The organism is Noviherbaspirillum sp., assembly GCF_036846085.1.
Classification (GTDB): domain Bacteria; phylum Pseudomonadota; class Gammaproteobacteria; order Burkholderiales; family Burkholderiaceae_D; genus Noviherbaspirillum.
Map to the genome: position 1 here is coordinate 1 of NZ_DAIUCO010000067.1, position 20975 is coordinate 20975.

Consider the following 20975-nt stretch of genomic DNA (forward strand, 5'->3'; position numbering starts at 1 on the left):
GGTTGGGATGGGGGTAGTGCGCTCGAGACGCCGGCTGAACATCTCGAACGCACTACCCCCACCCTAACCCTCCCCCTGACAGGGAGGAGGGAACCGTTCGGTGGAAGTGCCGTAGTAGTTTTGTTCGGCAAAAAATCGTGTTCATGTGAAGGAAGCGCGTGCTTCCCAGTCACTTCATTGCATTAATCAAACACAATCACCCCGCGCGCATTGCGCCCGGCGGTCATATCCGCGAACGCCTGCGGCGCTTCATCAATCTTGTAAGTGCGGGTGATCAGTTCGTCGAGCTTCAGGCGATGCGCACGATACAGTCCGATCATGCGCGGGAAGTCCTCGCGCGGACGGGCGGAACCGAAGTAGCTGCCGGTCAGGGTCTTCTCGCCGAAGGTCAGCGAGGCGGTGCGGATCGACGTCATGTCCTTCAGTCCCGCCACCCCGACGACCACCGCCTTGCCGCCCTTGCGCAGCACGCCGTAGGCCTGCGCCGCGATCTCGCCGAGGCCGACGCATTCGAAGGCAAAGTCCGCACCGCCTTCGGTGAGTTTCGTAATGGTTTTGACGATGTTTTCTTCGTTCTTGCTGTTGACCACGTGCGTGGCGCCGAACTGGCGCGCCATTTGCAGCTTGGCATCGGAGGTATCGACCGCGACGATCATGCGCGCGCCGGCGATGTGGCAGCCCTGGATCGCGTTCAGCCCGACGCCGCCGCAGCCGAACACCACCGTGATCGATCCGGCATCCACCTTCGCCGTATTGACCGCCGCACCGACGCCGGTCATCACGCCGCACCCGATCAGCGCCGCCTTGTCGAGCGGCATCTGCTGGTCGATCTTGACGACGTTGTCGATGTGCAGGGTCGCGTATTCGGACATCACGCCGCAGCCGGAAAACACATTCAGCGGCTTGCCGGACAGGTCGCGGGTGCGCAGCGTGCCGTCGGGCAGGGTGGTGGCGGCCTTTGCCGCCTGGTCGCACAGTTGCGGACGGCCGGTCTGGCAATAGCGGCACTTGCCGCACATGCTGACGAAGGAACTCACCACATGGTCGCCGACGCGGTAGTCGACCACGCCTTCGCCGACCGCCACGACTGTGCCCGCGCCCTCATGGCCGAGGATCACCGGCGGCGGGAACGGGATGGTGCCGTTGGTGGCGGACAGGTCGCTGTGGCAGACGCCGCATGCCGCCAGCTTGATCATCACTTCGCCTCGTCGCGGCGGCTCGACCAGAATCTCCTCGACGGTCACCGGCTGGTTAATCTCGCGGCAAACGACGGCTTTCGATTTTTGTTCCATTCCTCACTCCGTTCTGCACTGTGAAATTGGGTTTTGATTTTAGACCCGCATTGTTGCATGAGACGCTTTCGACTGCACTTGTTTCTCTTGGGAAATGGCTCCCATTTCCATGGGATGGCGGAGGCGTTCAACTAGGACTACCATGGCGCCGACTCGTTACCGTACGTGCCGTTTTTTTAACCAAAAATTTCAACAAGAAAGCTTCCCCATGAGAGTCAGCGCATGAGCATCAAGGAAGGAATCGCCTTGATGTGGCTCGTCATTGCATTCGGCACGGCGCCGCTCTCGTATTTCATCGGCCGGCCATGGGGCTGGCTGACGCTTGGCGCTGCGCTTCTCGGTGTGGCCTTCATCATCGCCGAACACCGGCCGCGGTCACGAAGCCGCACAGAGAATACCTCCGACATCACAGACTGTTAAATACTGCCCGGCATGCACTCCCACAACATGCTGTCGTGAAAACCTGGCTGGTCATTGCGCCACACATCAGGGTGACCATACGCAAACTCCTGCGATGCTGCCGCTCAATGACGTGGGTGATACACCGGTTGCAACCTTGAATGCCTCCGCCGGCAAAGGCGGGATTCAATACTGCTGTTTGCACGCAGAAAATTTCCTGCGGCGGGCACCTCGAACAGCTGACTCCTTCGCATGGAGTAGACTGTCATTTCTCTTCCTGTTTGCCGTCAAAAGATGTCTTTTCCCTTCCCTGACCGATCATTGTCAGTGCGATTCGGGTTCGCCGCGATGTTTGCCGGCGTTGCCGTGGGGCTGCAATGGGCAATCCAGCCGTGGGTTGGATCGCGGGTGCCGTTCCTTTTTATCCTGCCGATGCTGTTGCTGGCCGCCAATCTGTTCGGGCGCGGCCCCTCGGCGATCGTGCTGTTGGCGGGTCTCGTCAACGGTGCCTACTGGATGGCGCCGGTTGGCCAGATGGACGTGTCGGACTTGCCCGACCGCATTTCGCTGCTGGCATACATGGTGGTCGGCACACTGCTGGCGTTTTTCGGCGGGCGCCTGCGGTTGGTAAGCGATCGCGCCGCCGATGCCGAGCGCCGCCTTGGTCTGGCGCAGGAAAATACCGGCGTCGGCCTGTTTGAAATCGATTTGATCAACCGGACCATCTTCGCGTCGCCTGCATTGTGGCGACTGGTCGGACGAACGCCCGGCAACACCGGCGGAAGCGATACGGTTTCCCTCGATGAATGGAACGCCGGACGCATCCCTGCCGAAGTGGAAGAAGGGCGCGCCGCGCTGAAAAGGAATGCCGATCGCGGCGTTAGTGTTTACGAACGCGAACACCGGGTCCGGCTGCCTGACGGCAGCATGCGCTGGCTGATGTCGAAGGTACACATCGAACGCAGCCCGGAGGGCCGCGCGGTCCGGCTGCGCGGTGCGTCGGTAGACGTCACCGAACGCAAGCGGATCGACGACCTGCTTGCCCGGACCCGCGCCGAATTGCAGCAACAGGTCGCGGACCTGCAGCAATTGCACGCATTGAGCAGCCGTCTGCTTGAGTTGACCGACATTCCGCGGCAATTGCATGCGATCCTGGAAACCCTGGTCGATCTGCATGCCAGCCAGGGCGGCGCCGTCATCCTGTGCATGCCCGACGGCGGACCGCTGGAGATCGGCGCTGTCGCAGGACTGTCGGAACCGCAAACAGGCACATTGAAAACACGGCTGGACGAGAGCACGCCCTGGCATGTCGCCAGTACGGAGCGGCGGCGGGTGGTGCAGGACGACCATGATGCGGCGTTTCGTCCGCTGGCCGATGCGCTCGGCTGCCGCGGCGTGCATTGCACGCCGCTTGCCGGGCCGGGCGGCGAGATCCTCGGCGTGATCACGCTCTTCTTCGATGCACCGCATCGTCTGGATGAACGCGAAATCAGATTGGCCGACATCTGCGCCAGGAAAGCCGCGGTCTTCATCGAACGATTCCGGGCACAGGTCATTGCCACCGAACGGGACCAGCGTTTCCGCGTCGCGCTCGAATCGTCGGCGGTACCGTTCACCGTGCTGGCGCCGGTGCGCAACCGGCAAAGCCGCATCGTGGATTTCAGATGGAGTTACATCAACACCGCCGCCGCGCGGACGATGCATCGTCCGCCGACGGAATTGATCGGCCAGCAGATAAGGGAGGTGCTGCCCGGCACATGGGATGAGCCCGGCCTGTTCGACGCCTATGTCTCGGTGGCGGAGCAGGGTGTGACGCGCGAATTCGAATTGCGATCGGAAGCCAACGGCATCATCGGCTGGTTCCACGTGGTCGCATCGCCGCTGCAGCATTCGGTCGCGGTCTGGTTTGCCGACGTCACCGATCGCAAGCGGCAGGAGGAGGCGCTGCGCGAAGCCGACCAGCGCAAGGATGAATTCCTTGCCACGCTGGCGCATGAACTGCGCAATCCGCTCGCCCCGATCCGCCAGGCGGCACTCATTTCAAAATCGCCCACGGCGACCGACGCGCAGAAGCGCTGGAGCCATGAGGTGATCGACCGCCAGGTACAGCACATGGCGATCCTGCTCGACGACCTGCTCGACGTATCGCGCATTACGCGTGGAAAGCTGCATCTGCGCAAGGAGCACACCGAGCTCGCCGCCGTAGTCGATGCCGCAGTGGAAACGGCACGGCCGCTCATCGACCTCAAACATCATCATCTGATCATCGATCTGCCGCCGCGGCCGGTACATATCGAAGCGGATCGCCTGCGGCTGGCGCAAGTGCTGGCGAACCTGCTGACCAATGCCGCGAAATACACCGACGCCGGCGGGCGGATCAGGATCGATGCGGCAGTGCAGGAAGGCGAGCTGACGATTCGCGTGACGGATAACGGCATCGGCATCCGGCCCGACGCACTGGCGGAAGTGTTTCAGATGTTTACCCAGGTCAGGCCCTCGCATGACCGCGCCGGCGGCGGGCTGGGGATCGGCCTGGCGCTGGCGCGGGCCTTGGTCGAGATGCATGGCGGAACGATCACGGCGAACAGCCGCGGGCCAGGGCAGGGCAGCGAATTTACTGTGCAACTGCCCGCCTTCGCCGCCGAGGAAGCGGCGTCCCCCGGCGCAGTGCCTGCAGCACCGGCGGAGACCATGCCGGCATCGGCGGCACCCTTGCGCATACTGGTCGCCGACGACAACCGCGACGGCGCGCAGACGCTCGCCACCTTCCTGCGCATGGAGGGTCACGATGTCCAGGTCGGTTTCGACGGCGAGGAAGCGCTTGCGGTATTTACCGATTTCCGTCCGCATGCGGTACTGCTCGACATCGGCATGCCGAAGCTTACCGGCGACCAGGTGGCGCGCCGTATCCGCGCGCTTCCCGAGGGCCACGACACCATCCTGATTGCCATCACCGGCTGGGGGCAGGACAAGGACAGGCGGCAGGCACTGGATGCGGGTTTCGACCATCACCTGACCAAGCCGGTCGATCTGCAGAAGCTCGGCAATCTCATCGACACCGCAAAACTCACCATACCGGCATCAACCCTCAATTGAAAGGATCATCATGACGCCTCCCTCCCTGTCCGCTGTCAAAGTGCTGGCATTCGACGTCTTTGGCACTGTCGTCGACTGGCACGGCGGCATCGTTCGCGAGGTCGACGCGATGGGTCTTGGCGTTGATGGCAATGCTTTTGCCCTCGCATGGCGTGACGGCTACCAGCCGGCGATGGCAAGGGTGATGGCAGGGGAGCTGGGCTGGACCCGCGTCGACGAGTTGCATCGGATGATCCTCGACCGGGTGCTCGAGGAATTCGGCATCGCCACCTTGACGGAAGAGCAGAAGCGGCATCTCAACAAAGCCTGGCACCGGCTCGATGCCTGGCCCGACACCATCGAAGGCATGATGCGCCTGAAAGCGCGTTACATGGTGTGCTCGCTTTCAAACGGCAATATCGGCCTGCTCGCCGACATGGCGAAACATGCCGGACTGCCGTGGGACTGCATCCTGTCGGCGGAAGTGTTCCGCGCCTACAAACCCGATCCGGCGACGTATCTCGGCGTCGCCGCCACGTTCGATGTGAAACCGCATGAGGTTCTGATGGTGGCCACCCATAGGGATGATCTTGCCGCCGCGCGCGCCTGCGGACTGCAGACCGCCTACATCGAGCGGCCGTTGGAATTCGGCGCCGGACGAAGAAAGGACGATTCGCCGCAGCCGGGCAATGCGCTGCATGCAACCAGCATCATTGACCTCGCCGGGCAGCTCGGCTGTTCCGGTTAGGCAACAGCCGCCGGCACCGCATCACGTTCACGCGTATCGCGTCGCGCCTACCAGGCCGCTCCCGATTGCCGGTCGCCGCCTTCCTTGCGCGACGCCGCATCGCCCTGGTAATCCTCGTCCATCAGCACATTCTCTTCCTCGGCAGCCGCCTGTGCATCAGGCGGCAGTTCCTCGTGCATCCTGGAGCGTTCCAGCAGAACGGCAACATTGTCGAGCTTCTTCTGCACCGTCGCCGACAGCGTGTCGATGGTCAACGGACTGGGCAAAAGAAAATCGCAATCATTCGCTTCCGCCACGAGCGGATCGCTTTCACCGAGCGCAGTGTCGGCGGGCCGCCGGTCGGAACGCAGGCGCTCGGAAAGACGGTGCAGCTTGTCGGATAGACCTTCCAGCTGGGAAACACTGATCGACATGTCTTGCTCCTCTAGATACGGATGACATCCGACCATATCACCGGCTTATCGACCTGTCGTTGAGATGGGTGAAACCCGCCCCCAGTTTTACAGGGAGCACCCTCTACGGCTGCCGATTACGGGGAACGGCCGTATTCCCCACTGATCGCTCGGCGCAAACCATGCGGGCAATGTGTCTGCCCGCATGGTTCACTCATCATTGCCGGGTGGTTTTGGAATAGGTGGCATCGGCATGCCGCCACCGCCGGGAATAGACATCGTGTTCTTGGCCATAATTTGCTCCTTCATCAAGTGACGCCAGTTAGGTAGTTGTGCATGCCGCCGTTGCCGGCATACATTGATGAGTGAACGCCATGCCGGGACAGTTCCACAAATCCATTTCAACGTCGTTGGCGCGCGCTGATCGCTCCTTGCGGACGAATACGTTCTAGCGCCGCTTGTCCCCCGCCAGGTCGAAGGTCAGGTTGCCCCAGAAGCTGTCCCAGTCGATATCCGGCACACCCGTTGCCGGGATCATATGCACCGCGCTCACCATCCATGTGCCCGCATAGGGCAGCGAGAAGGCCACCTTGCCTTGCGCGTCGGTGCGGGCACGGATGATCAATGTCTGGTCGTTCTTCGGTTTCCCGTCCTTCTTGTGCCAAGCCTTCACCAGCACACCGGCGAGTGGCCTGCCATCGAAAAGGAACTGGAAATCCAGCGTGCCGCCGGCACGTTGCGCGAGCGGATCGGCGAGCGGCACGATGTCGAGGCGCTGGCCGGTGCGGGTCGCATAAGTGCGGTCGGACTTGCCATTTGCCCGGTCTCCCGGATTGCCGGCAACGCGCAGCAGCGTCTTCACATGGCGCCGGTAACGTTCCCGCCCCGGCGTGGCGGCGGTGCCGTCGGCTTCGCGCCGCTTGATGATGTCGTCCAGGCCCTCTTCGCGCAGGTAGGCATGGAACTTATCGCCCGACAATGCCACCTGGTTGGGATGGCTGTTGAAAGCAACCAGGTGGGTGCCGGAGGTCCGCGGAACGATCTGCAGGCCGGGACGGTTTTCTTCGGCGGGCACCATGCCCAGCAGGTCCGCGCTCTTGCCGCCGCTGTACTGCACCAGGCCGTTGACATACGGGGTGGTGAACGGAACCGGATCGCCTTCGAAGTATTCGCCCACATGCAGCGTCAGGCGCACCGGGCTGCCGGGCGCCAGGGAAAAACGGTCCGGCAGCATCCAGAATTCATGGGCTGCGGCGGGAGCGGAAAGCATGAACGCCAGCAGGACAGGGAAAGCGCGGAACCGGTTCTTCATCGGCGGGAATGTCCAGAAAAGAAAGTGTGCCGCCGATTATAGCTTCGGTGCATGTTTCATCCTTTGTCCCGACTTCCGCCCACCCTTCACCTGCCCGGCCGTGGCGAAGGACAATGCCGGCGGCGCGTGCTTGCGATACAGTGTCGTTTTGATGTGAAAGGAGTGCAAGATGCAATGTCCCGTATGCAATCAGGTAAACCTCGTGATGTCCGAGCGCCAGGGTATCGAGATCGACTACTGCCCGCAGTGCAGGGGCGTATGGCTGGATCGCGGCGAGCTTGACAAGATCATCGATCGTTCTGTCAGTGCGCCGCAGGTTGCGGTGCCGCAGCAACCGCCTTCGTATCCTCCGCAGCAGCAGCCATCTTACCCGCCGCAGCAACCAGGATACGGCGGCCAACAGCAGCCTTACGACAGCCGGTATCACAAAAAGAAAAAGCGGGAAGGGTTTCTCGGCGACCTGTTCGACTTCTGATCGACAGCGTCAGCGCCCGCCGAGGCTGACATGCCGGACCGGTGGCGCGGGAGCCACCGGGTCCGTATGGCGGCATTCGTCTTCCACGACCTCGGTGCGGACCCTCGGCAGGTATTCCGGGAATTCGCGCTGGATGAAATCGATCAGTCCTTCGCGGACGAGGCAGCGCAGTTCCCACGACCGTCCGGCATCACCGGCGCTGACGAGGATGCGCAACTGCATCGCGCGGTCCGTGGTGTCCACCACCTGCGTCTGGCATAGCCTGCCGTCCCATTGCGGCGCGGTGCGGCAGAGGCGTTCCGCTTCCTCGCGCACCGCCACCACCGGCAGCCGGTAATCCGCCCATACCAGCACCACGCCGAGAATTTCGGCGCTGGTCCGGGTCCAGTTCTGGAACGGGTTTTCGATGAACCATTGCAGCGGCACGATCATGCGGCGCTGGTCCCAGATGCGCACCACCACATAGCTGCCGGTGATTTCCTCGATGTGCCCCCATTCATTGTTCACGATCACCACGTCTTCCAGCCGGATCGGCTGCGACAGCGCGATCTGCAGCCCGGCCAGCAGGTTGCCGAGCACCGGCTTGGCGGCGAAGCCCACAACGAGTCCGGCCACGCCGGCGGAGGCCAGCAGGCTGGTGCCGATCTGGCGCAGCACCGGCAGGGTGGAACAGGCGGCGCCGATACCGATCAGAAGGATGATGCCCATGACGGAGCGCGCCAGCACCTTGGTCTGGGTCTGGATGCGCCGCGCATGCAGGTTATCGGGCGAGTCGGCCGGATTCAGCTCGATGATGGAGTGGGAGATGGCCCTGACGCAGCGTATGCCGAGCCAGGTCAGCGATGCGATCAGGCACAGCGCGCCGATGTGCAGCACCGCGGGCAGGCCCGGCAGCCGGTCCGGCGCATTGCGCAGGATGATCTGCACAAAGAGAAAAAACAGCGCGGCCCAGCCGGCTCGGTGCCCGTACTGCACCAGTCGGCGTGAATACGGAAACGGCTGCGCGATCCGTTCGAGAATGGATGTCGCGATGCGGTGGATGATCACCGAGGCGACGAAACCGAGGGCGATCTGTACGATGATGCCGACCCACGGCAATCCATTGAGCAGCACCATCCAGGGCATGGTTGCATATAGCAATGTCTCGGCCCAGCCGGATGCAAATTCTTTCATGGAAAATCGATTGTGATATTGCGCGTCGGCATGATGCCGCCGGGCGTGGTTTGAGGAGGTGTGTGGAAGCTGCTGAAGTCATCAGGCCGCAGCCTGCGGCGCCAGCACATCGCCCCTGTGCTGATGGCGTTTGATGCGGCAAGTTCCAATAACGTTGATTCCGGCAATCCTGCCCAGACGAAATTAGTTGCGGCTAAAAAAGGAATCGCGGCATGGCCGCGATTTTTGCTGTCCCGAATCCCGCTGAGGGATGATTATTTCAGTGCTTTGGCGAAATACAAGGCCGGAAAGGCCATCGCGGTCCAGAACTCGACCGAAGCGTTGATCAGGTATTCGTTATATGACATGGCGCTTGCATAGGGATTCATCATGGTGACCTCCGTCAATGGAATTGCACTGTAACAAGCATGCGGGACATTTGGTTTGATAACGATCAAGGACATTGCGCGAGTGAAATTTTGCTAACTTTTGCTCTGGCATCATGCGCGACATGACAAGCACATCCGACATGCCTTACCCGACCACGCCCGATGGACGTTACTTTGTCGTGCGTGGCCGGCTGTGGCGCTGCACCAATCCGGCCTTGCCGGAAGATGAGCGGGCCCTGCTGACCCGCCGCCTGATGGCAGCCCGGCGTGCGGTCGGCAAGGCGCTGCGCGACCGGGACGCGGACGCGCTCAAGCTGGCGCGCGCGGAGGTCGATGCGACAAAGATTGCGCTGGGTGAACGCGGGCCGGTATGGTGGGATGACGGCACGCCCGACTACAATCGACGGCTGGCAAAGAACACACCGTACGCCGACTGGCATGCGCATTTGATCGACGGCGAATGAACGCAACCGTTGCCGAGACAGGCGTACATCACACAACAGGAGACAGCGATGCATGCATTGGATTTCACTGGAAAGCGCGTCCTCGTGACGCAAGCGAACGATTTCATGGGCCCGGCACTGTGCGAGGTATTTCGCGAGCTGGGCGCCGAACTTATCGCCGATCCGCGTGCGTTGGTGGATCCGGCACTGCCCGCCGCGGTGGTCGGTGATGCAGGACACGTCGACGTGCTGGTGGCCAATCTGGCGGTGCCGGCGCCGAGCACACCGGTGACCGATGTCGATGAAGCGGAATGGCGGCATGTGTTCGGGCATATGGTCGACCCGCTGCCGCGCCTCGTGCGCGCCGTACTGCCGCAGATGACCGCGCGCAGATCCGGCAAGATCCTTGTCATCGGCAGTGCGTCCGCATTGCGCGGGATGAAGCGCACCTCCACCTACAGCGCGGCGCGCGGCGCCCAGCTCGCCTATGTGCAGGCGGTGGGCGTCGAAGTCGCGCCGCACAATGTGCATGTGAATGCGATCGCTCAGAACTTCGTCGAGAACCCGACCTATTTCCCGCCGGAGGTGCAGGCCAATCCCGCCTTCCAGGAAAGGCTGAAGCGCGAAGTGCCGCTCGGCCGGCTGGTCACGCAGAAGGAAGACGCGATGTTCGCCGCTTACCTCTGCAGTGACGCCGCCGGCTGTTTCGTCGGGCAGGTGTTTCCGGTGTGCGGCGGCTGGGTGACCCGGTAAAGGACAAGCAGCCGCAGGTTATTACGGCATTGCCCGCGGTACCGGCTCAGTAGCGGTTGCGCTGCGACATCCTGCCCAGCGCGATCGCCAGCGCGGCGCCGCCGAGGGCTTTCACCAGCTGGGGATTCTGCGCGTAGAAGCCGCTCATCTTTTCGATGATGCCGGGGTTCTCCTGTTCGGCGCGGGCAGCCAGTTCCTGTACCTGCTCGGGGCTGAGCTGCTGCACCTGCTCCGGTGTCAGCTCGACCCGCTGGGCATCGCCACCACTGCCGCCGCCCTGGTTCAGCAAACCGGCAAGCGCGCCGAGGCCGCCCATACCGCCCATTCCACTCATGCCGCCACCCAGGCCTCTGCCGCCGCCAAGCACCGAGGCCAGCACCGATGGGCCAACCGCGCCCAGCAACTGGTTCAGCATGCCGGTGCGTTGATTGGTATCGGCCTGGCCGAACAGTTGCCCGACCATTTGCCCGAAAGGCGGCGTCTGATCGGAGCGGAAGGCTTCCGCAAGTCCATCCCGCATGTCTTCATGCTGGGCATGTTGTGCGATCTGGTCGAAATCCTGTTCGACCTGCTCCGGATACTGCGAGGATGTTGCGCCGTTGTATTGTCCCAATATGCGACCGATGTCCAGGCCTAAACTCATGACGCTCTCCTGAGAGATGTAAGGTTTTATGGGACGGCATTCCATGCGCAAGGTTCCACCGGCCGGCTTTGTTCCGCCCAGGCAAGCAGTGATCTTCCGTGTGCAAGGATGCCGGTATGCATGACCTGCGTTTGCCCTGCCGGTTTGCAACCGATCCGGCGCACGCCATAATGTTGGTCACCGTTCATGTTCATGCATTATGCCCGTTCGATCCGACAATCCAGATCCCCGTCCCGTCGCGCCGCAGCGCCCGGTGAATGACGAATGCTGCCGCAGCGGATGCTCGCCGTGCGTCTTCGATCTGTATGCGGAAGACCTGGCAGTTTACGAAGCCGCACTGCGTGCATGGGAAGAGCGGCAGGCATCGTTCAAGACAACGCGGGCCACGCGTGCGCGCAACGGCAAGTGAATGCGACTAGGCCATCCGGTCAGGCACCGGATTGGCGCGACTGTCCTGTTTCCACCATCTTGCGCGCCTGCTCCGCGAAGGCGCGCGCCTTGTCGCCGCCGGCATTGCCGAGGTCGAGGGATGATGGCGGCAGGGTGATGCCTTTCTGCGCCGCCGGACGTGCGCCGATCGTGTCGAGCCAGCGCTGCAGATGGGGCAGGTCATCGATCTCCACGCCCGACCAGCGATGCGTGCGCACCCATGCCCAGTTGGCGATGTCGGCAATCGAATAGTCGCCGGCGAGGAATTCATGTTCCTTCAAACGTCCGTCGAGGACGCGGAACAGCCGCTTTGTTTCGCCCTGGTAGCGGTCGATCGCGGGCTGGATCTTCTCCGGAAAATAGCGATGGAAAACATTGGCCTGTCCCATCATCGGCCCCACGCCGCCCATCTGGAACATCAGCCATTGCATGACCAGCGACCGGCCCCTGGCGTCGCCCGGCATCAGGCGGCCGGTCTTTTCCGCCAGATAGATCAGGATCGCGCCGGATTCGAATACCGGAAAGTTGTCGGCTTCCCTGTCCACGATCGCCGGAATGCGGCCGTTGGGATTGATGGCCAGAAACCAGGGCTGTTTCTGTTCGTTGTCCGGTAGGCTGAGCGCGTGCAGGGTATAGGGCAGCGCGAGCTCTTCCAGTGCAATCGAAATTTTGTGGCCGTTCGGTGTGGCGGCGGTATAGAGATCGATCATCTCTTCTCCTTGGATGTTCCCGGATGGCCCTGGTCATGCCGGGGTGTCTGTTCGGCCTGTCGCGCAGCGCGGGCGATCGGTCCGCCGCCAGGCGGCGCGCCGATGTCGATGGTGTCGAGCGTCGAGGCGTTGCCGATGCGTTCGAAGTTCTCCGCCAGCCATTCATCGGCGGTGCGGAAGCCGATCCCGTGCAGATGGGTAAGGAATGCCCATTCGCTGTTGAGCTTGCTGGACACGCCCAGATTATGCAATTCCTCTTCGGCATTGATGCGGTGCAGTCGCATGTCGGAGAAGCGTTCGAGTCCGAGGCTCTCATCGTCGACCAGCTTCTTCAGCAAAAGAATGCCGTTGATTTCCTTGATCAGGCTGGCGTTGAAGGTGATCTCGTTCAGCCGGTTGATGATCTCGACCGCGCTGCGCGGCAATTCCTGTCGCGTGATCGGATTGATCTGAACGATGATCAGGTCATGCGCGCTTGTTTCCTCGATCAGCGGCAGCAGCACGGGATTGCCCATGTACCCGCCGTCCCAATAGGCTTCGCCATCGATCTCGACGGCGCGGAAAAGTTGCGGCAGGCAGGCCGACGCCATCACCGCATCGAGCGTGGTCTCGTGCCTGCGGAATGTCCTTGCCCGCCCGGTACGCACATTAGTGGCGGAGATGAACAGCTTCAAGTCTTCGCATGCGCGCACGCGTTCGAAATCCACCTGTTCCGCCACGAGGTCGCGCAGCGGATTGATGTCGAGCGGATTGAAATCGTAGGGCGACCAGAGATTGGAGGCGAATCCAAACAGCAGATAGCCGGGGGAGTTGTCGAGCGACCAGCGGCCCAGCATGCGGTCCAGCGGCGATCGCTGGATGGGACTGAAGCGGCCGGCATCGCTGACCGCCTTCCAGAATTTGTGCAATGCGGCGCGCGCGCCTTCCTTGCCGCCGCCGCGCGACAGGCCGTCGGCCAGCACGACGGCGTTCATCGCGCCGGCACTGGTGCCGCTGATGCCGTCGATGTCGAGCCGCTCATCGGCCAGGATACGGTCCAGCACACCCCAGGTGAACGCGCCGTGCGAGCCGCCGCCCTGCAGCGCCAGATCGATCGACTTGGTCTTTTGATTCGGCAAGTTTCCTCCCTTGGTGTGATAACGCATGGCGGCCTGCATGCAGGCGTCAGGATAGCGCAAGGACCGCGCATCGATCCGAAGCGCCTTTCTATATCAATATTTTCTATGAGCGCAACAGCATGGGATGGGGGCAGTTGAACCTATAATAAGTTCCCGGAGAAATCAGGAACGGTATCGATGCCGGCGCATCAAAATGCGCATGGGAACATCCGGGTGCCTTATGGCAACAATTGGCGCCGGGCATGCAACGAACACATAACAAGTACACGACAAGCAGGCAACGTCCACCACGACAGCACCGGAGACAAGGCGCCTTATATGAGTGAACAGCACGGAAATATTGCTGCCGGACTGGAAAAGCACAAGGAACTCGAAATCTATCGGCGCATCTTTTATGCGTCTCCCGATTACATCGCCTTCAGCCGCCTGTCGGACGGGACGTATATCGACGTCAATCCCGGCTTCGAGCGCCTGCTCGGCTACCAGCGCGCCGATGTGATCGGCCGTACATCGGCGGAAGTCGGCATCTGGCCCGACGAAGATCCGAAGCAGCGGGCCGTGTATGTCGAGACGCTGCGGCGTGACGGCATGGTGCGCAATTATCCCGGCAGGCTGCGTACCGCCGCCGGCGACATCATCGATGTCGAAGCATCGGCCAATGTGGTGGAGATCGACAGCGAACAGATCCTGGTGGTGATCGTGCGCGACGTCACCGAACGCAAGCGGGCCGAGAAGATTTCACAGGACAACGCGGCCGCGCTGCGCGAACTCAACGATACGCTGGAGCAGAGGGTGCGCGAGCGCACCGCGCAACTGCAGGCAAGCGAAGCACGCATCCGCTCCATCTTCGAAACCAGTTACCAGTTCATGGGACTGCTGACGCCGGAAGGCGCGCTGCTCGACGCCAACCGCACCTCGCTGGACATCATTCACTGCCCGATCGAAAAACTGGTGGGCCGTCCATTCTGGGAAACGCCGTGGTTCAAGACCATGCCCGGCATGCCGGAAAAAGTCCGCGACGCCGTCATGGCCGCGGCCAGGGGACACACCACGCGCCAGGAAATCGCGGTCGACCTGCCCGAGGGACGCCGTACCTTCGACTTCTCGATGCGCCCGATCCTCGATGCCGCCGGCCGCGTGACCGCCATCGTGCCGGAAGCCATGGAGATCACCGAGCGCAGGCTGGCGGAAGAAGCGCTGCGCCAGGCGCAGAAAATGGAAGCGGTCGGCCAGCTGACCGGCGGACTGGCGCATGACTTCAATAATCTCCTGGCCGGCATCGTCGGCAATCTGCAATTGCTGCGGGTGCGGCTCGCGCAAGGCAGCACCGAACCGCTGGGCCGCTATGTGGATGCCGCCGAATCCGTCGCCGAGCGCGCCGCGACGCTGACGCACAGGCTGCTCGCCTTCTCCCGCCGCCAGACGCTCGATCCGCGCGTCACCGATGTCAACGATTTGGTGGAGTCGATGGCCGAACTGATCCGTCGCACGGTCGAGCCGTCGGTGCAGGTCGATATCCTGCCGGCCGGCGATGCATGGAACACGCTCTGCGATCCGCACCAGCTGGAAAGCGCGCTGCTCAATCTCGCGATCAATGCACGCGACGCGATGCCGGGCGGCGGGCGGCTCACGATCGCCACCAGCAACGAAGTGCTGTACCGCACCCATGCCGTCCACGAGGGCGTATCGCCCGGCGAGTACGTCACCATCAGCGTCATCGATACCGGCACCGGCATGTCGCCGGAGGTTGCGGCGCGTGCCTTCGACCCGTTCTTCACCACCAAGCCGATCGGGCAGGGGACGGGACTCGGGCTGTCGATGATCTTCGGCTTCATCAAGCAGTCCGGCGGATATGTGCGGCTGCATTCGGAACCCGGCGCGGGCACCACGATACGCCTGCATCTGCCGCGCCATTCCGGCCCCGCGCAGCATGCCGCGCCTGCCGTCCCAATGACGGCAGCCGTACCCGCACCGCAACGTGGCACCGTGCTGGTGGTCGACGACGAAGCGCCGCTTCTCGCGATCCTGACGGAGATGCTGACGGATGCCGGCTACACGACGCTGGATGCGCCGGATGCGGCGTCAGCGCTGCAGATACTGCAATCGTCGCAGCATGTCGACTTGCTGGTCAGCGACGTCGGCTTGCCGGGAAACATGAACGGTTTCCAGTTGGTGGATGCCGCGCGCCGATTGCGGCCCGGCCTGAAAGCGCTCTACATCACCGGTTATGCGGAATATGCCACCGCGGCGGAAAGCCTTAGGCAGCCGGGCACCGAGCTGCTGTCCAAACCGTTCGCATTGGCTACATTCGGGGAGCGGGTGGCGGCGATGCTGGGCGCCGAGGGGGATATGAAGAGCGGAGCGGGCCATGTCGCTTCCGGCGCCATCGGCAGGAAGCCCGAAAGGTTTCCCGTTGGGCCGGCATCCTTCGTGCCGAACAGGGGCGATCACATATAAGCCCGCGCATCATCCACCGCCTTCACCTCCGCACGCACATGCCTCATCACATCGGTATCGTCGCCTGCTCCGCGAAAGGGACGGCACTTTGTTACCGGACCATCTGTCAAGTCAGTCGGGCTGGTACAAGAAGGCAGGCCACTACCGTTCATTGCCAACAAAGTCTGTCGAGGCATGTCCGCCAGCAGCCGATTGCAGCTGTTCACCTCGCACAAGTGGGAGCGAAAATTGCCGCTCATGTCGGCCTGCTCACATCACCCTATCCACCGGCGAAATAATTCCCCTGCCGCCCTTGTTCAGGACATGGAGGTAAATCATCGTCGTACTGACGTCGGTATGACCGAGCAAATCCTGCACTGTGCGTATGTCATAGCCGGCTTCCAGCAGATGTGTGGCAAAGGAATGGAGAAAGGTATGGGTCGACGCAGGTTTGACCAGTCTGGCGGCTTGCACTGCCCGTTTGACCGCGCGCTGTATGGTCTGCGGATAGAGGTGATGCCGCCGGACGATGCCGCTTCGCGGATCGGTCGATTCGTGGTCCGACGGGAATAACCAGAACCAGCCAGGCTGAGTGGCGGCCTTCGGATACTTGCGCTCGAGCGCGTAGGGCAACATCACGCCCGGTCGCCCTTGCGACCGGTCCTGTTCAAACACTGCGCGCGCGGCGCCGATCTGCTCCCGCACCGGCTGGACAAGTGACAGGGAAAGGATGGTGACACGGTCCTTGCCACCCTTGCCATCACGGACCAGCACCTCCCGCCGCTGAAGGTCGATATCCTTGATGCGCAACTGCGCGCATTCGAGCAAGCGCATGCCCGTGCCGTACAGCATCCGGGCCACCAATTGGTAGATCCCGCTCATCTGGTCCAGCACAAGTTTCATTTCAGTCTGAGTGAGTACAACCGGAAGTTTGGGCGGCCGCTTGGGACGGCTGATCCCCTCGATCCACGGTATATCGATCCCCAGGACTTCCTTGTACAGGAACAGCAACGCGCACAACGCCTGGCTATAGGTGGAACCGGCAATCTGGCGCTCATTGTTCAGGTAGGACAGGAAAGAGCGGATCTCGGCAGGTCCCATATCGGCGGGATGGCGCAAGCCATGGAAGCGGATATACCATTTCGCCCAATAGACGTAGGTGCGCTCGGTGCTCAGGCTGCAATGCTTTTCCCTGATGCATCTGCGCAATTGATCAAGCAGACGCGGTCGGGTTTCTGCTATTGTTTCCGAGGTGCCTTGGTTCACGTTTATTTAATGCTGTATGAATGTACAGAAATCGTGCCAAGGCCGAGCACCGTGCGGTTTGCACACGGTTAAATGAATTCGCATAACGGCTCGCAGTCGTGCATAACGGCGCTAGCTGTCCTGTTAAATCTACAGTTAAACCTCACATTTGGAGTAGCGATGAACTCGAGGGAAAAACTCCATGGGCTCTTACGCCAGTGCTGCGACGAACTCCTGATCTATGTGCGCGAGCGTGAACCGCTCCACGAAGATCGCTGGGTTCCAGTTGCGGAGGTGAAGAAGGGCCTCGAGTTGAATTTCGTGGCCGTTCCGAAGAGCTCTAAGCAGTATGGCGAGAAAGGCTGGCTATTCGCCACTCTCGCTCGCATGCTCGAGGACGAGGGGCGCCTACAGTACCAGCGAGTGGGAAGTAGGTCTTACTGTCGGAGCGTGCGTGAGGTTTAACATGTCAATCGACACGGACCCACAAGAGCAGGAGGCGGCTCCGCCGCGGGTGTTGGTGGTCCGGTCATCTCTACGTTAGATGTATGAAGCACTCGTCGGTTGATGAATCACCCTCTCTCGCTGGCCGGCTAATCGGGGCCGGTATGGCATTTTCATTCACGATTTTGACCGTACTCGCAGTTCCGATGTACTTGTCCTGGAAATATCCCTTACGAGGAGGAGCTATATTTCCCGCTTTTTCGGGATGGGCTTTGAACGCATTTCTGTTGTGGGTTGGCTTAGTAGCAACGGTTGCTATGGTCATTGGTTTCGTTCAAGGTGCTTGGGGTGTACTTGATACCTTCAATCTTATTTGGCGCACTGGTGAGTCGAACGACGCCGAAGCAATCGAAGCAGCTGCTCAATTGCGAAAATTAATCTTCATATCCGTATGTATGCCTGTTTTGATCTTCTTTGTGTCACGCATATGAGCTCTAACTCTACATTTGACTTTGACGACTGCGCACTGGTCAACCGAGACGTTAGATCACTCCAATATGGCACTTGATTCAATTGCAGAGGTGGTATTGAAGGCAGTAGGACAATTTCTCATTGAAGTTGTCCTCGTCGGTGTTTTTTACTGGCCAGGTTGGTTGATTCTGCGGACGCTGACATTTGGACGTTATCCACCAAAGAGACCGCACCCGCATAGCGAAGAATTTGTTGGAGCATTTGGGTTTGCTGCAATATTAGTAGGTGCTTTGTTGACCGTGTCGGGAGGAGGTCTTTAATGTGTATCGCTTCTAACGCGCGGTTTGACTTTGACGCTTCGCGCCCGTCAACCGATCGTAAGCATTGCACTACTTATGGCAAAAATCGAGATTCCTTTTAACTCCGGTAATCGGATGGCGATAATGGTTCTGGTAGTCTTGCCATTTGCATTCTTCGCGTGGCTTGAGCATGGAGTTGCGGCATTGCTTTTTTTTGCAATACCACTGACTCCGGCTATGTTGATATTCGGCTGGAGCCTATGGTCGGTTCCTGTGAAAACGGAGATCGATCCTGCCACCAGATTGGTGATGTGCTGCTATCGATCCATATTTGGCAAAAGCCGCATAAAGTCATACTCGCTGGATCAGTTTCGGTATGTCCGAAGCTACATAACAATTGGGCGCTTTCCAGTGAACGTAGTAGAGCTAGTTACAAATTCCGGCGGCGAAGCGTTATGTTTAACAAGAGTTGAGCCGTCTGCCTCTTCGCAATCATTCTTTTCAATTCCACGACCAGGCGAGGCTGAAAAGGCAAAGAAACTGCGCTGTGATATTGCGTCTTCATGCGGAGTAGTAGATAAAGGATATCTTGGTTACCGTATGCCCGGATGCCAGTTGAAGTAATGGAAAAAATGCTCAACTCGCCGCTATCGGTATGTTTGCGCACGACAAACTCTCGGACTTATTAAAAGGAAGTGGGACATTAATGATGAACGAGCTTAACCTAGATATTGACACGGACGCATTGCGCCGGTCATTTTGGCGTTGTATGTCAATGAAACGATGAATGCAGGCAAATTTATTCTTCTTTTGGTCTTGTCATTCACTCCAATGATTTCTTTGGGGCCAAGCATTCTTCGGTTGATTACATCTGAGCCACAATCCTTTGATATAACGACGGTGTCAGTTAAGGAATTCACAGAGCACCGAAGCAGTGAACCAGTCTTAAACGTACAGATACTCACTGCCGAAAATAATGAACGAATGAGTGCTGAATGCCGGCTGTTCCTTTTTGCCGGCAATAAGATTAATAAATCGTCAGCCGAGCAATTTTCCTGGCTACTAAATAAAAAGACTCCACTTATTATCCAAGGCAGGATAAGCAGCCTCCCGGATACTCAGTGCTGGATCAAAACGGACACGTCATATTTATATTGGTGGCTAGTCATCAGTCTGAGTGTTTTTGTTCTTGTTCTCCGCTTTAATATGAAACGAAGGTCGACTTGAAATGACGTACAGCATTGCAATCAACACCGACAGCGTCGCCACTGGTGTTCTTGAGCGTTGAAGCTGTGCAAAAACCCTTTCTCGAGAAAAACATGTCACCTAACGCCATGATTCTAAGGATGAGGAAAATGCCCAGACCGGTAATTTGGGCGCTTTTTTCACAGCCTCGTTAGACCGCGTCCCAAGCCAGATGAGCCTATCCAATCAACCAGTTCATGTTGCCCTACCGGCCGCGCCATTAAGGCCATACATCAGTCATTACTGGTTAAGTCTGGACAACAGCGACAAAACATACTCGGTCACGCCGGATGGCGCCGTGGACGTCGTCGTTGTGGTTGGTGGAGCGAGTTACCGGCTGGATGCTTTTGGCACGACCACGAAAAGATCGGAACTCCAACTCGATGTTGGCAGCCATTACTTGGGCATTCGTTTCAGACCGGGCCAAAGCCGACACTTTCTGGACGCCAAGGCTTCCGAACTCAGGGATGCTGTTCATTCTGTCGAGGGAGGACTCCTGCCGGGTATGTTATCGGTCGTCGAATCGATTTCCACGGACTCGTTGTTCACACGCCTGGACGCGGTCCTGTTGCAGCATTTAAAGCAAGAATCTCCCCGCCGCTCCCGAATTGATGACATCGTTCGTTACGTCGAGGCAACGCAAGGCCCGTTGCGCGTTGCCGAGTTGGCAGAGATGTACTGCAGGAGCCGCCGGCAGTTTGAGCGCGTATTTCTTGATGCGGTTGGTCTTTCGCCGAAGCTGTTCGTAGAGATCATCCGGTTTCGACGTGCTTCTGCACTGCTTGTCAAATCGACGCTTCCCATCGCCCGGATCGCCGCCAACCTTGGTTACGCAGACCAAAGTCACCTCACGCATGAGTTTGGCCGCTTCTTCGGGCGTCCCCCATCACAGCTGCGCGAACATGCCGCATTCTTACAAGACAGGGGCCGCCTCGCCGAACACAATGCAGACTCCCTTTACCTTTGATGAGGAGTCTCCCGATGAAAATCAATAGTCTCTACCCGGTCATCATGACTGAAGACGTGGCGAAGTCGAAAGCGTTCTGGACAAGTCACTTCCCCTTTGAGGTCGCGTTCGACTCTGATTGGTACGTGAGCCTGCGTACGGACCAGCAGCCTGCGTTCGAGCTGGCGCTTCTTGATCCAAGTCACCCGACCATACCGGAAGCATTCCGTGGCAAGTTCAACGGCGGGCTGATCCTCAACTTCGAGGTTGATGACGTGGACGCCGAGTACGAGCGTTTGCGCAGGATCGGGCTTCCAATGCTTCTGCCGTTGCGCTCGGAGGATTTTGGCCAGCGGCACTTCATCACATCCGATCCAAACGGCGTGCTCATCGACATAATCAAGGTCATAGCTCCTTCGGCGGAGTATGCGTCCCAGTACGATGAGGACACGCTGAAAACGATAGGCCTCAATGCCAGCCACACGACGTGATTTGCGCCGCCTGACAACCGATTGCAGCGGCCGGCGCTCATGTACAGCCGCTGAATCGGAACCTTAGC

22 protein-coding genes are annotated in these 20975 nt (G+C 60.1%); 14 read left to right on the forward strand and 8 right to left on the reverse strand.

The window, feature by feature from the left end; translation table 11 throughout:
* Nucleotides 1–182: 182 nt before the first annotated feature.
* Entirely contained in the window at nt 183–1292 is a 1110-nt protein-coding gene (locus V7080_RS10010) for a Zn-dependent alcohol dehydrogenase (RefSeq protein WP_334188249.1), read from the reverse strand.
* Between the two features lie 222 nt (nt 1293–1514).
* Here V7080_RS10010 and V7080_RS10015 point away from each other — a divergent pair, with 222 nt between their 5' ends.
* The 3 genes from V7080_RS10015 to V7080_RS10025 all read left to right on the forward strand — a co-directional run bounded on the left by V7080_RS10015 (nt 1515) and on the right by V7080_RS10025 (nt 5514).
* Nucleotides 1515–1712: a hypothetical protein gene (locus V7080_RS10015; RefSeq protein ID WP_334188250.1), complete on the forward strand. Its 198-nt coding sequence runs from the start codon at nt 1515–1517 to the stop codon at nt 1710–1712.
* Nucleotides 1713–2018: 306 nt separating this feature from the next.
* A complete protein-coding gene (locus tag V7080_RS10020) occupies nt 2019–4787 on the forward strand; it encodes an ATP-binding protein (protein WP_334188270.1) in 2769 nt (922 codons plus the stop codon).
* 10 nt (nt 4788–4797) lie between these two features.
* Nucleotides 4798–5514, forward strand: coding sequence for a haloacid dehalogenase type II (locus V7080_RS10025; protein WP_334188251.1), 717 nt, complete (start codon nt 4798–4800; stop codon nt 5512–5514).
* A 47-nt stretch (nt 5515–5561) separates the two neighbouring features.
* Here V7080_RS10025 and V7080_RS10030 read toward each other — a convergent pair whose 3' ends face one another.
* Both V7080_RS10030 and V7080_RS10035 read right to left on the reverse strand, forming a co-directional pair.
* Entirely contained in the window at nt 5562–5927 is a 366-nt protein-coding gene (locus V7080_RS10030; RefSeq protein ID WP_334188252.1) for a hypothetical protein, read from the reverse strand.
* 427 nt (nt 5928–6354) lie between these two features.
* Nucleotides 6355–7218 carry a DUF4198 domain-containing protein gene (locus tag V7080_RS10035; protein ID WP_334188253.1) on the reverse strand — a complete coding sequence of 288 codons (864 nt, stop codon included), beginning with the start codon at nt 7216–7218 and terminating at the stop codon, nt 6355–6357.
* 169 nt (nt 7219–7387) lie between these two features.
* Between V7080_RS10035 and V7080_RS10040 the strand changes: the two genes are divergently transcribed.
* On the forward strand, nt 7388–7693 hold the full coding sequence (locus V7080_RS10040) for a TFIIB-type zinc ribbon-containing protein (RefSeq protein ID WP_334188254.1): 306 nt from the start codon (nt 7388–7390) through the stop codon (nt 7691–7693).
* Between the two features lie 9 nt (nt 7694–7702).
* On the opposite strand, the gene V7080_RS10045 is transcribed toward V7080_RS10040, so the two are convergent.
* Nucleotides 7703–8866, reverse strand: coding sequence for a mechanosensitive ion channel family protein (locus tag V7080_RS10045; RefSeq protein ID WP_334188255.1), 1164 nt, complete (start codon nt 8864–8866; stop codon nt 7703–7705).
* Between the two features lie 60 nt (nt 8867–8926).
* On the opposite strand from V7080_RS10045, the gene V7080_RS10050 reads away from it, so the two are divergent.
* The 3 genes from V7080_RS10050 (at nt 8927) to V7080_RS10060 (ending at nt 10430) form a co-directional block, all read left to right on the forward strand.
* On the forward strand, nt 8927–9226 hold the full coding sequence (locus tag V7080_RS10050) for a hypothetical protein (protein WP_334188256.1): 300 nt from the start codon (nt 8927–8929) through the stop codon (nt 9224–9226).
* Nucleotides 9227–9356: 130 nt separating this feature from the next.
* Nucleotides 9357–9698, forward strand: coding sequence for a hypothetical protein (locus tag V7080_RS10055; protein ID WP_334188257.1), 342 nt, complete (start codon nt 9357–9359; stop codon nt 9696–9698).
* A 48-nt stretch (nt 9699–9746) separates the two neighbouring features.
* Nucleotides 9747–10430 (forward strand): SDR family oxidoreductase, encoded by a 684-nt coding sequence (locus tag V7080_RS10060; protein WP_334188258.1) that lies wholly within the window; start codon nt 9747–9749, stop codon nt 10428–10430.
* A gap of 46 nt (nt 10431–10476) precedes the next feature.
* On the opposite strand, the gene V7080_RS10065 is transcribed toward V7080_RS10060, so the two are convergent.
* On the reverse strand, nt 10477–11073 hold the full coding sequence (locus tag V7080_RS10065; RefSeq protein ID WP_334188259.1) for a hypothetical protein: 597 nt from the start codon (nt 11071–11073) through the stop codon (nt 10477–10479).
* Nucleotides 11074–11272: 199 nt separating this feature from the next.
* On the opposite strand from V7080_RS10065, the gene V7080_RS10070 reads away from it, so the two are divergent.
* The gene (locus tag V7080_RS10070) at nt 11273–11482 is read left to right on the forward strand and encodes an oxidoreductase-like domain-containing protein (RefSeq protein WP_334188260.1); all 210 of its coding nucleotides are present in this window, start codon (nt 11273–11275) and stop codon (nt 11480–11482) included.
* A gap of 19 nt (nt 11483–11501) precedes the next feature.
* Here the strand turns inward: V7080_RS10070 and V7080_RS10075 are convergent, their stop codons facing one another.
* Nucleotides 11502–12212 carry a glutathione S-transferase family protein gene (locus V7080_RS10075; protein WP_334188261.1) on the reverse strand — a complete coding sequence of 237 codons (711 nt, stop codon included), beginning with the start codon at nt 12210–12212 and terminating at the stop codon, nt 11502–11504.
* The gene (locus tag V7080_RS10080) at nt 12209–13330 is read right to left on the reverse strand and encodes a patatin-like phospholipase family protein (protein WP_334188262.1); all 1122 of its coding nucleotides are present in this window, start codon (nt 13328–13330) and stop codon (nt 12209–12211) included. The genes V7080_RS10075 and V7080_RS10080 overlap by 4 nt, the downstream gene beginning before the upstream one ends.
* 318 nt (nt 13331–13648) lie before the next feature.
* Here V7080_RS10080 and V7080_RS10085 point away from each other — a divergent pair, with 318 nt between their 5' ends.
* The gene (locus tag V7080_RS10085) at nt 13649–15787 is read left to right on the forward strand and encodes a hybrid sensor histidine kinase/response regulator (protein WP_334188263.1); all 2139 of its coding nucleotides are present in this window, start codon (nt 13649–13651) and stop codon (nt 15785–15787) included.
* Between the two features lie 249 nt (nt 15788–16036).
* Here V7080_RS10085 and V7080_RS10090 read toward each other — a convergent pair whose 3' ends face one another.
* On the reverse strand, nt 16037–17032 hold the full coding sequence (locus V7080_RS10090; RefSeq protein WP_334188264.1) for an integron integrase: 996 nt from the start codon (nt 17030–17032) through the stop codon (nt 16037–16039).
* A gap of 587 nt (nt 17033–17619) precedes the next feature.
* Between V7080_RS10090 and V7080_RS10095 the strand changes: the two genes are divergently transcribed.
* The 5 genes from V7080_RS10095 (at nt 17620) to V7080_RS10115 (ending at nt 20907) form a co-directional block, all read left to right on the forward strand.
* Nucleotides 17620–17946, forward strand: coding sequence for a hypothetical protein (locus V7080_RS10095; RefSeq protein ID WP_334188265.1), 327 nt, complete (start codon nt 17620–17622; stop codon nt 17944–17946).
* A gap of 66 nt (nt 17947–18012) precedes the next feature.
* A complete protein-coding gene (locus V7080_RS10100; protein ID WP_334188266.1) occupies nt 18013–18246 on the forward strand; it encodes a hypothetical protein in 234 nt (77 codons plus the stop codon).
* A 75-nt stretch (nt 18247–18321) separates the two neighbouring features.
* Nucleotides 18322–18849 (forward strand): hypothetical protein, encoded by a 528-nt coding sequence (locus tag V7080_RS10105; RefSeq protein ID WP_334188267.1) that lies wholly within the window; start codon nt 18322–18324, stop codon nt 18847–18849.
* 793 nt (nt 18850–19642) lie between these two features.
* Nucleotides 19643–20437 (forward strand): helix-turn-helix domain-containing protein, encoded by a 795-nt coding sequence (locus tag V7080_RS10110; RefSeq protein ID WP_334188268.1) that lies wholly within the window; start codon nt 19643–19645, stop codon nt 20435–20437.
* 14 nt (nt 20438–20451) lie between these two features.
* The gene (locus V7080_RS10115) at nt 20452–20907 is read left to right on the forward strand and encodes a VOC family protein (protein ID WP_334188269.1); all 456 of its coding nucleotides are present in this window, start codon (nt 20452–20454) and stop codon (nt 20905–20907) included.
* Nucleotides 20908–20975: the final 68 nt, after the last annotated feature.

Coding starts and splice junctions, on each gene's coding strand:
- V7080_RS10045 (WP_334188255.1), bottom strand. CDS start 8,866: ATGAAAGAATTTGCATCCGGCTGGGCCGAGACATTGCTATATGCAACC.
- V7080_RS10085 (WP_334188263.1), top strand. CDS start 13,649: ATGAGTGAACAGCACGGAAATATTGCTGCCGGACTGGAAAAGCACAAG.
- V7080_RS10105 (WP_334188267.1), top strand. CDS start 18,322: ATGGCAAAAATCGAGATTCCTTTTAACTCCGGTAATCGGATGGCGATA.
- V7080_RS10015 (WP_334188250.1), top strand. CDS start 1,515: ATGAGCATCAAGGAAGGAATCGCCTTGATGTGGCTCGTCATTGCATTC.
- V7080_RS10055 (WP_334188257.1), top strand. CDS start 9,357: ATGACAAGCACATCCGACATGCCTTACCCGACCACGCCCGATGGACGT.
- V7080_RS10100 (WP_334188266.1), top strand. CDS start 18,013: ATGGCACTTGATTCAATTGCAGAGGTGGTATTGAAGGCAGTAGGACAA.
- V7080_RS10095 (WP_334188265.1), top strand. CDS start 17,620: ATGGCATTTTCATTCACGATTTTGACCGTACTCGCAGTTCCGATGTAC.
- V7080_RS10065 (WP_334188259.1), bottom strand. CDS start 11,073: ATGAGTTTAGGCCTGGACATCGGTCGCATATTGGGACAATACAACGGC.
- V7080_RS10075 (WP_334188261.1), bottom strand. CDS start 12,212: ATGATCGATCTCTATACCGCCGCCACACCGAACGGCCACAAAATTTCG.
- V7080_RS10070 (WP_334188260.1), top strand. CDS start 11,273: ATGCCCGTTCGATCCGACAATCCAGATCCCCGTCCCGTCGCGCCGCAG.
- V7080_RS10110 (WP_334188268.1), top strand. CDS start 19,643: ATGAGCCTATCCAATCAACCAGTTCATGTTGCCCTACCGGCCGCGCCA.
- V7080_RS10030 (WP_334188252.1), bottom strand. CDS start 5,927: ATGTCGATCAGTGTTTCCCAGCTGGAAGGTCTATCCGACAAGCTGCAC.
- V7080_RS10060 (WP_334188258.1), top strand. CDS start 9,747: ATGCATGCATTGGATTTCACTGGAAAGCGCGTCCTCGTGACGCAAGCG.
- V7080_RS10040 (WP_334188254.1), top strand. CDS start 7,388: ATGCAATGTCCCGTATGCAATCAGGTAAACCTCGTGATGTCCGAGCGC.
- V7080_RS10035 (WP_334188253.1), bottom strand. CDS start 7,218: ATGAAGAACCGGTTCCGCGCTTTCCCTGTCCTGCTGGCGTTCATGCTT.
- V7080_RS10115 (WP_334188269.1), top strand. CDS start 20,452: ATGAAAATCAATAGTCTCTACCCGGTCATCATGACTGAAGACGTGGCG.
- V7080_RS10010 (WP_334188249.1), bottom strand. CDS start 1,292: ATGGAACAAAAATCGAAAGCCGTCGTTTGCCGCGAGATTAACCAGCCG.
- V7080_RS10025 (WP_334188251.1), top strand. CDS start 4,798: ATGACGCCTCCCTCCCTGTCCGCTGTCAAAGTGCTGGCATTCGACGTC.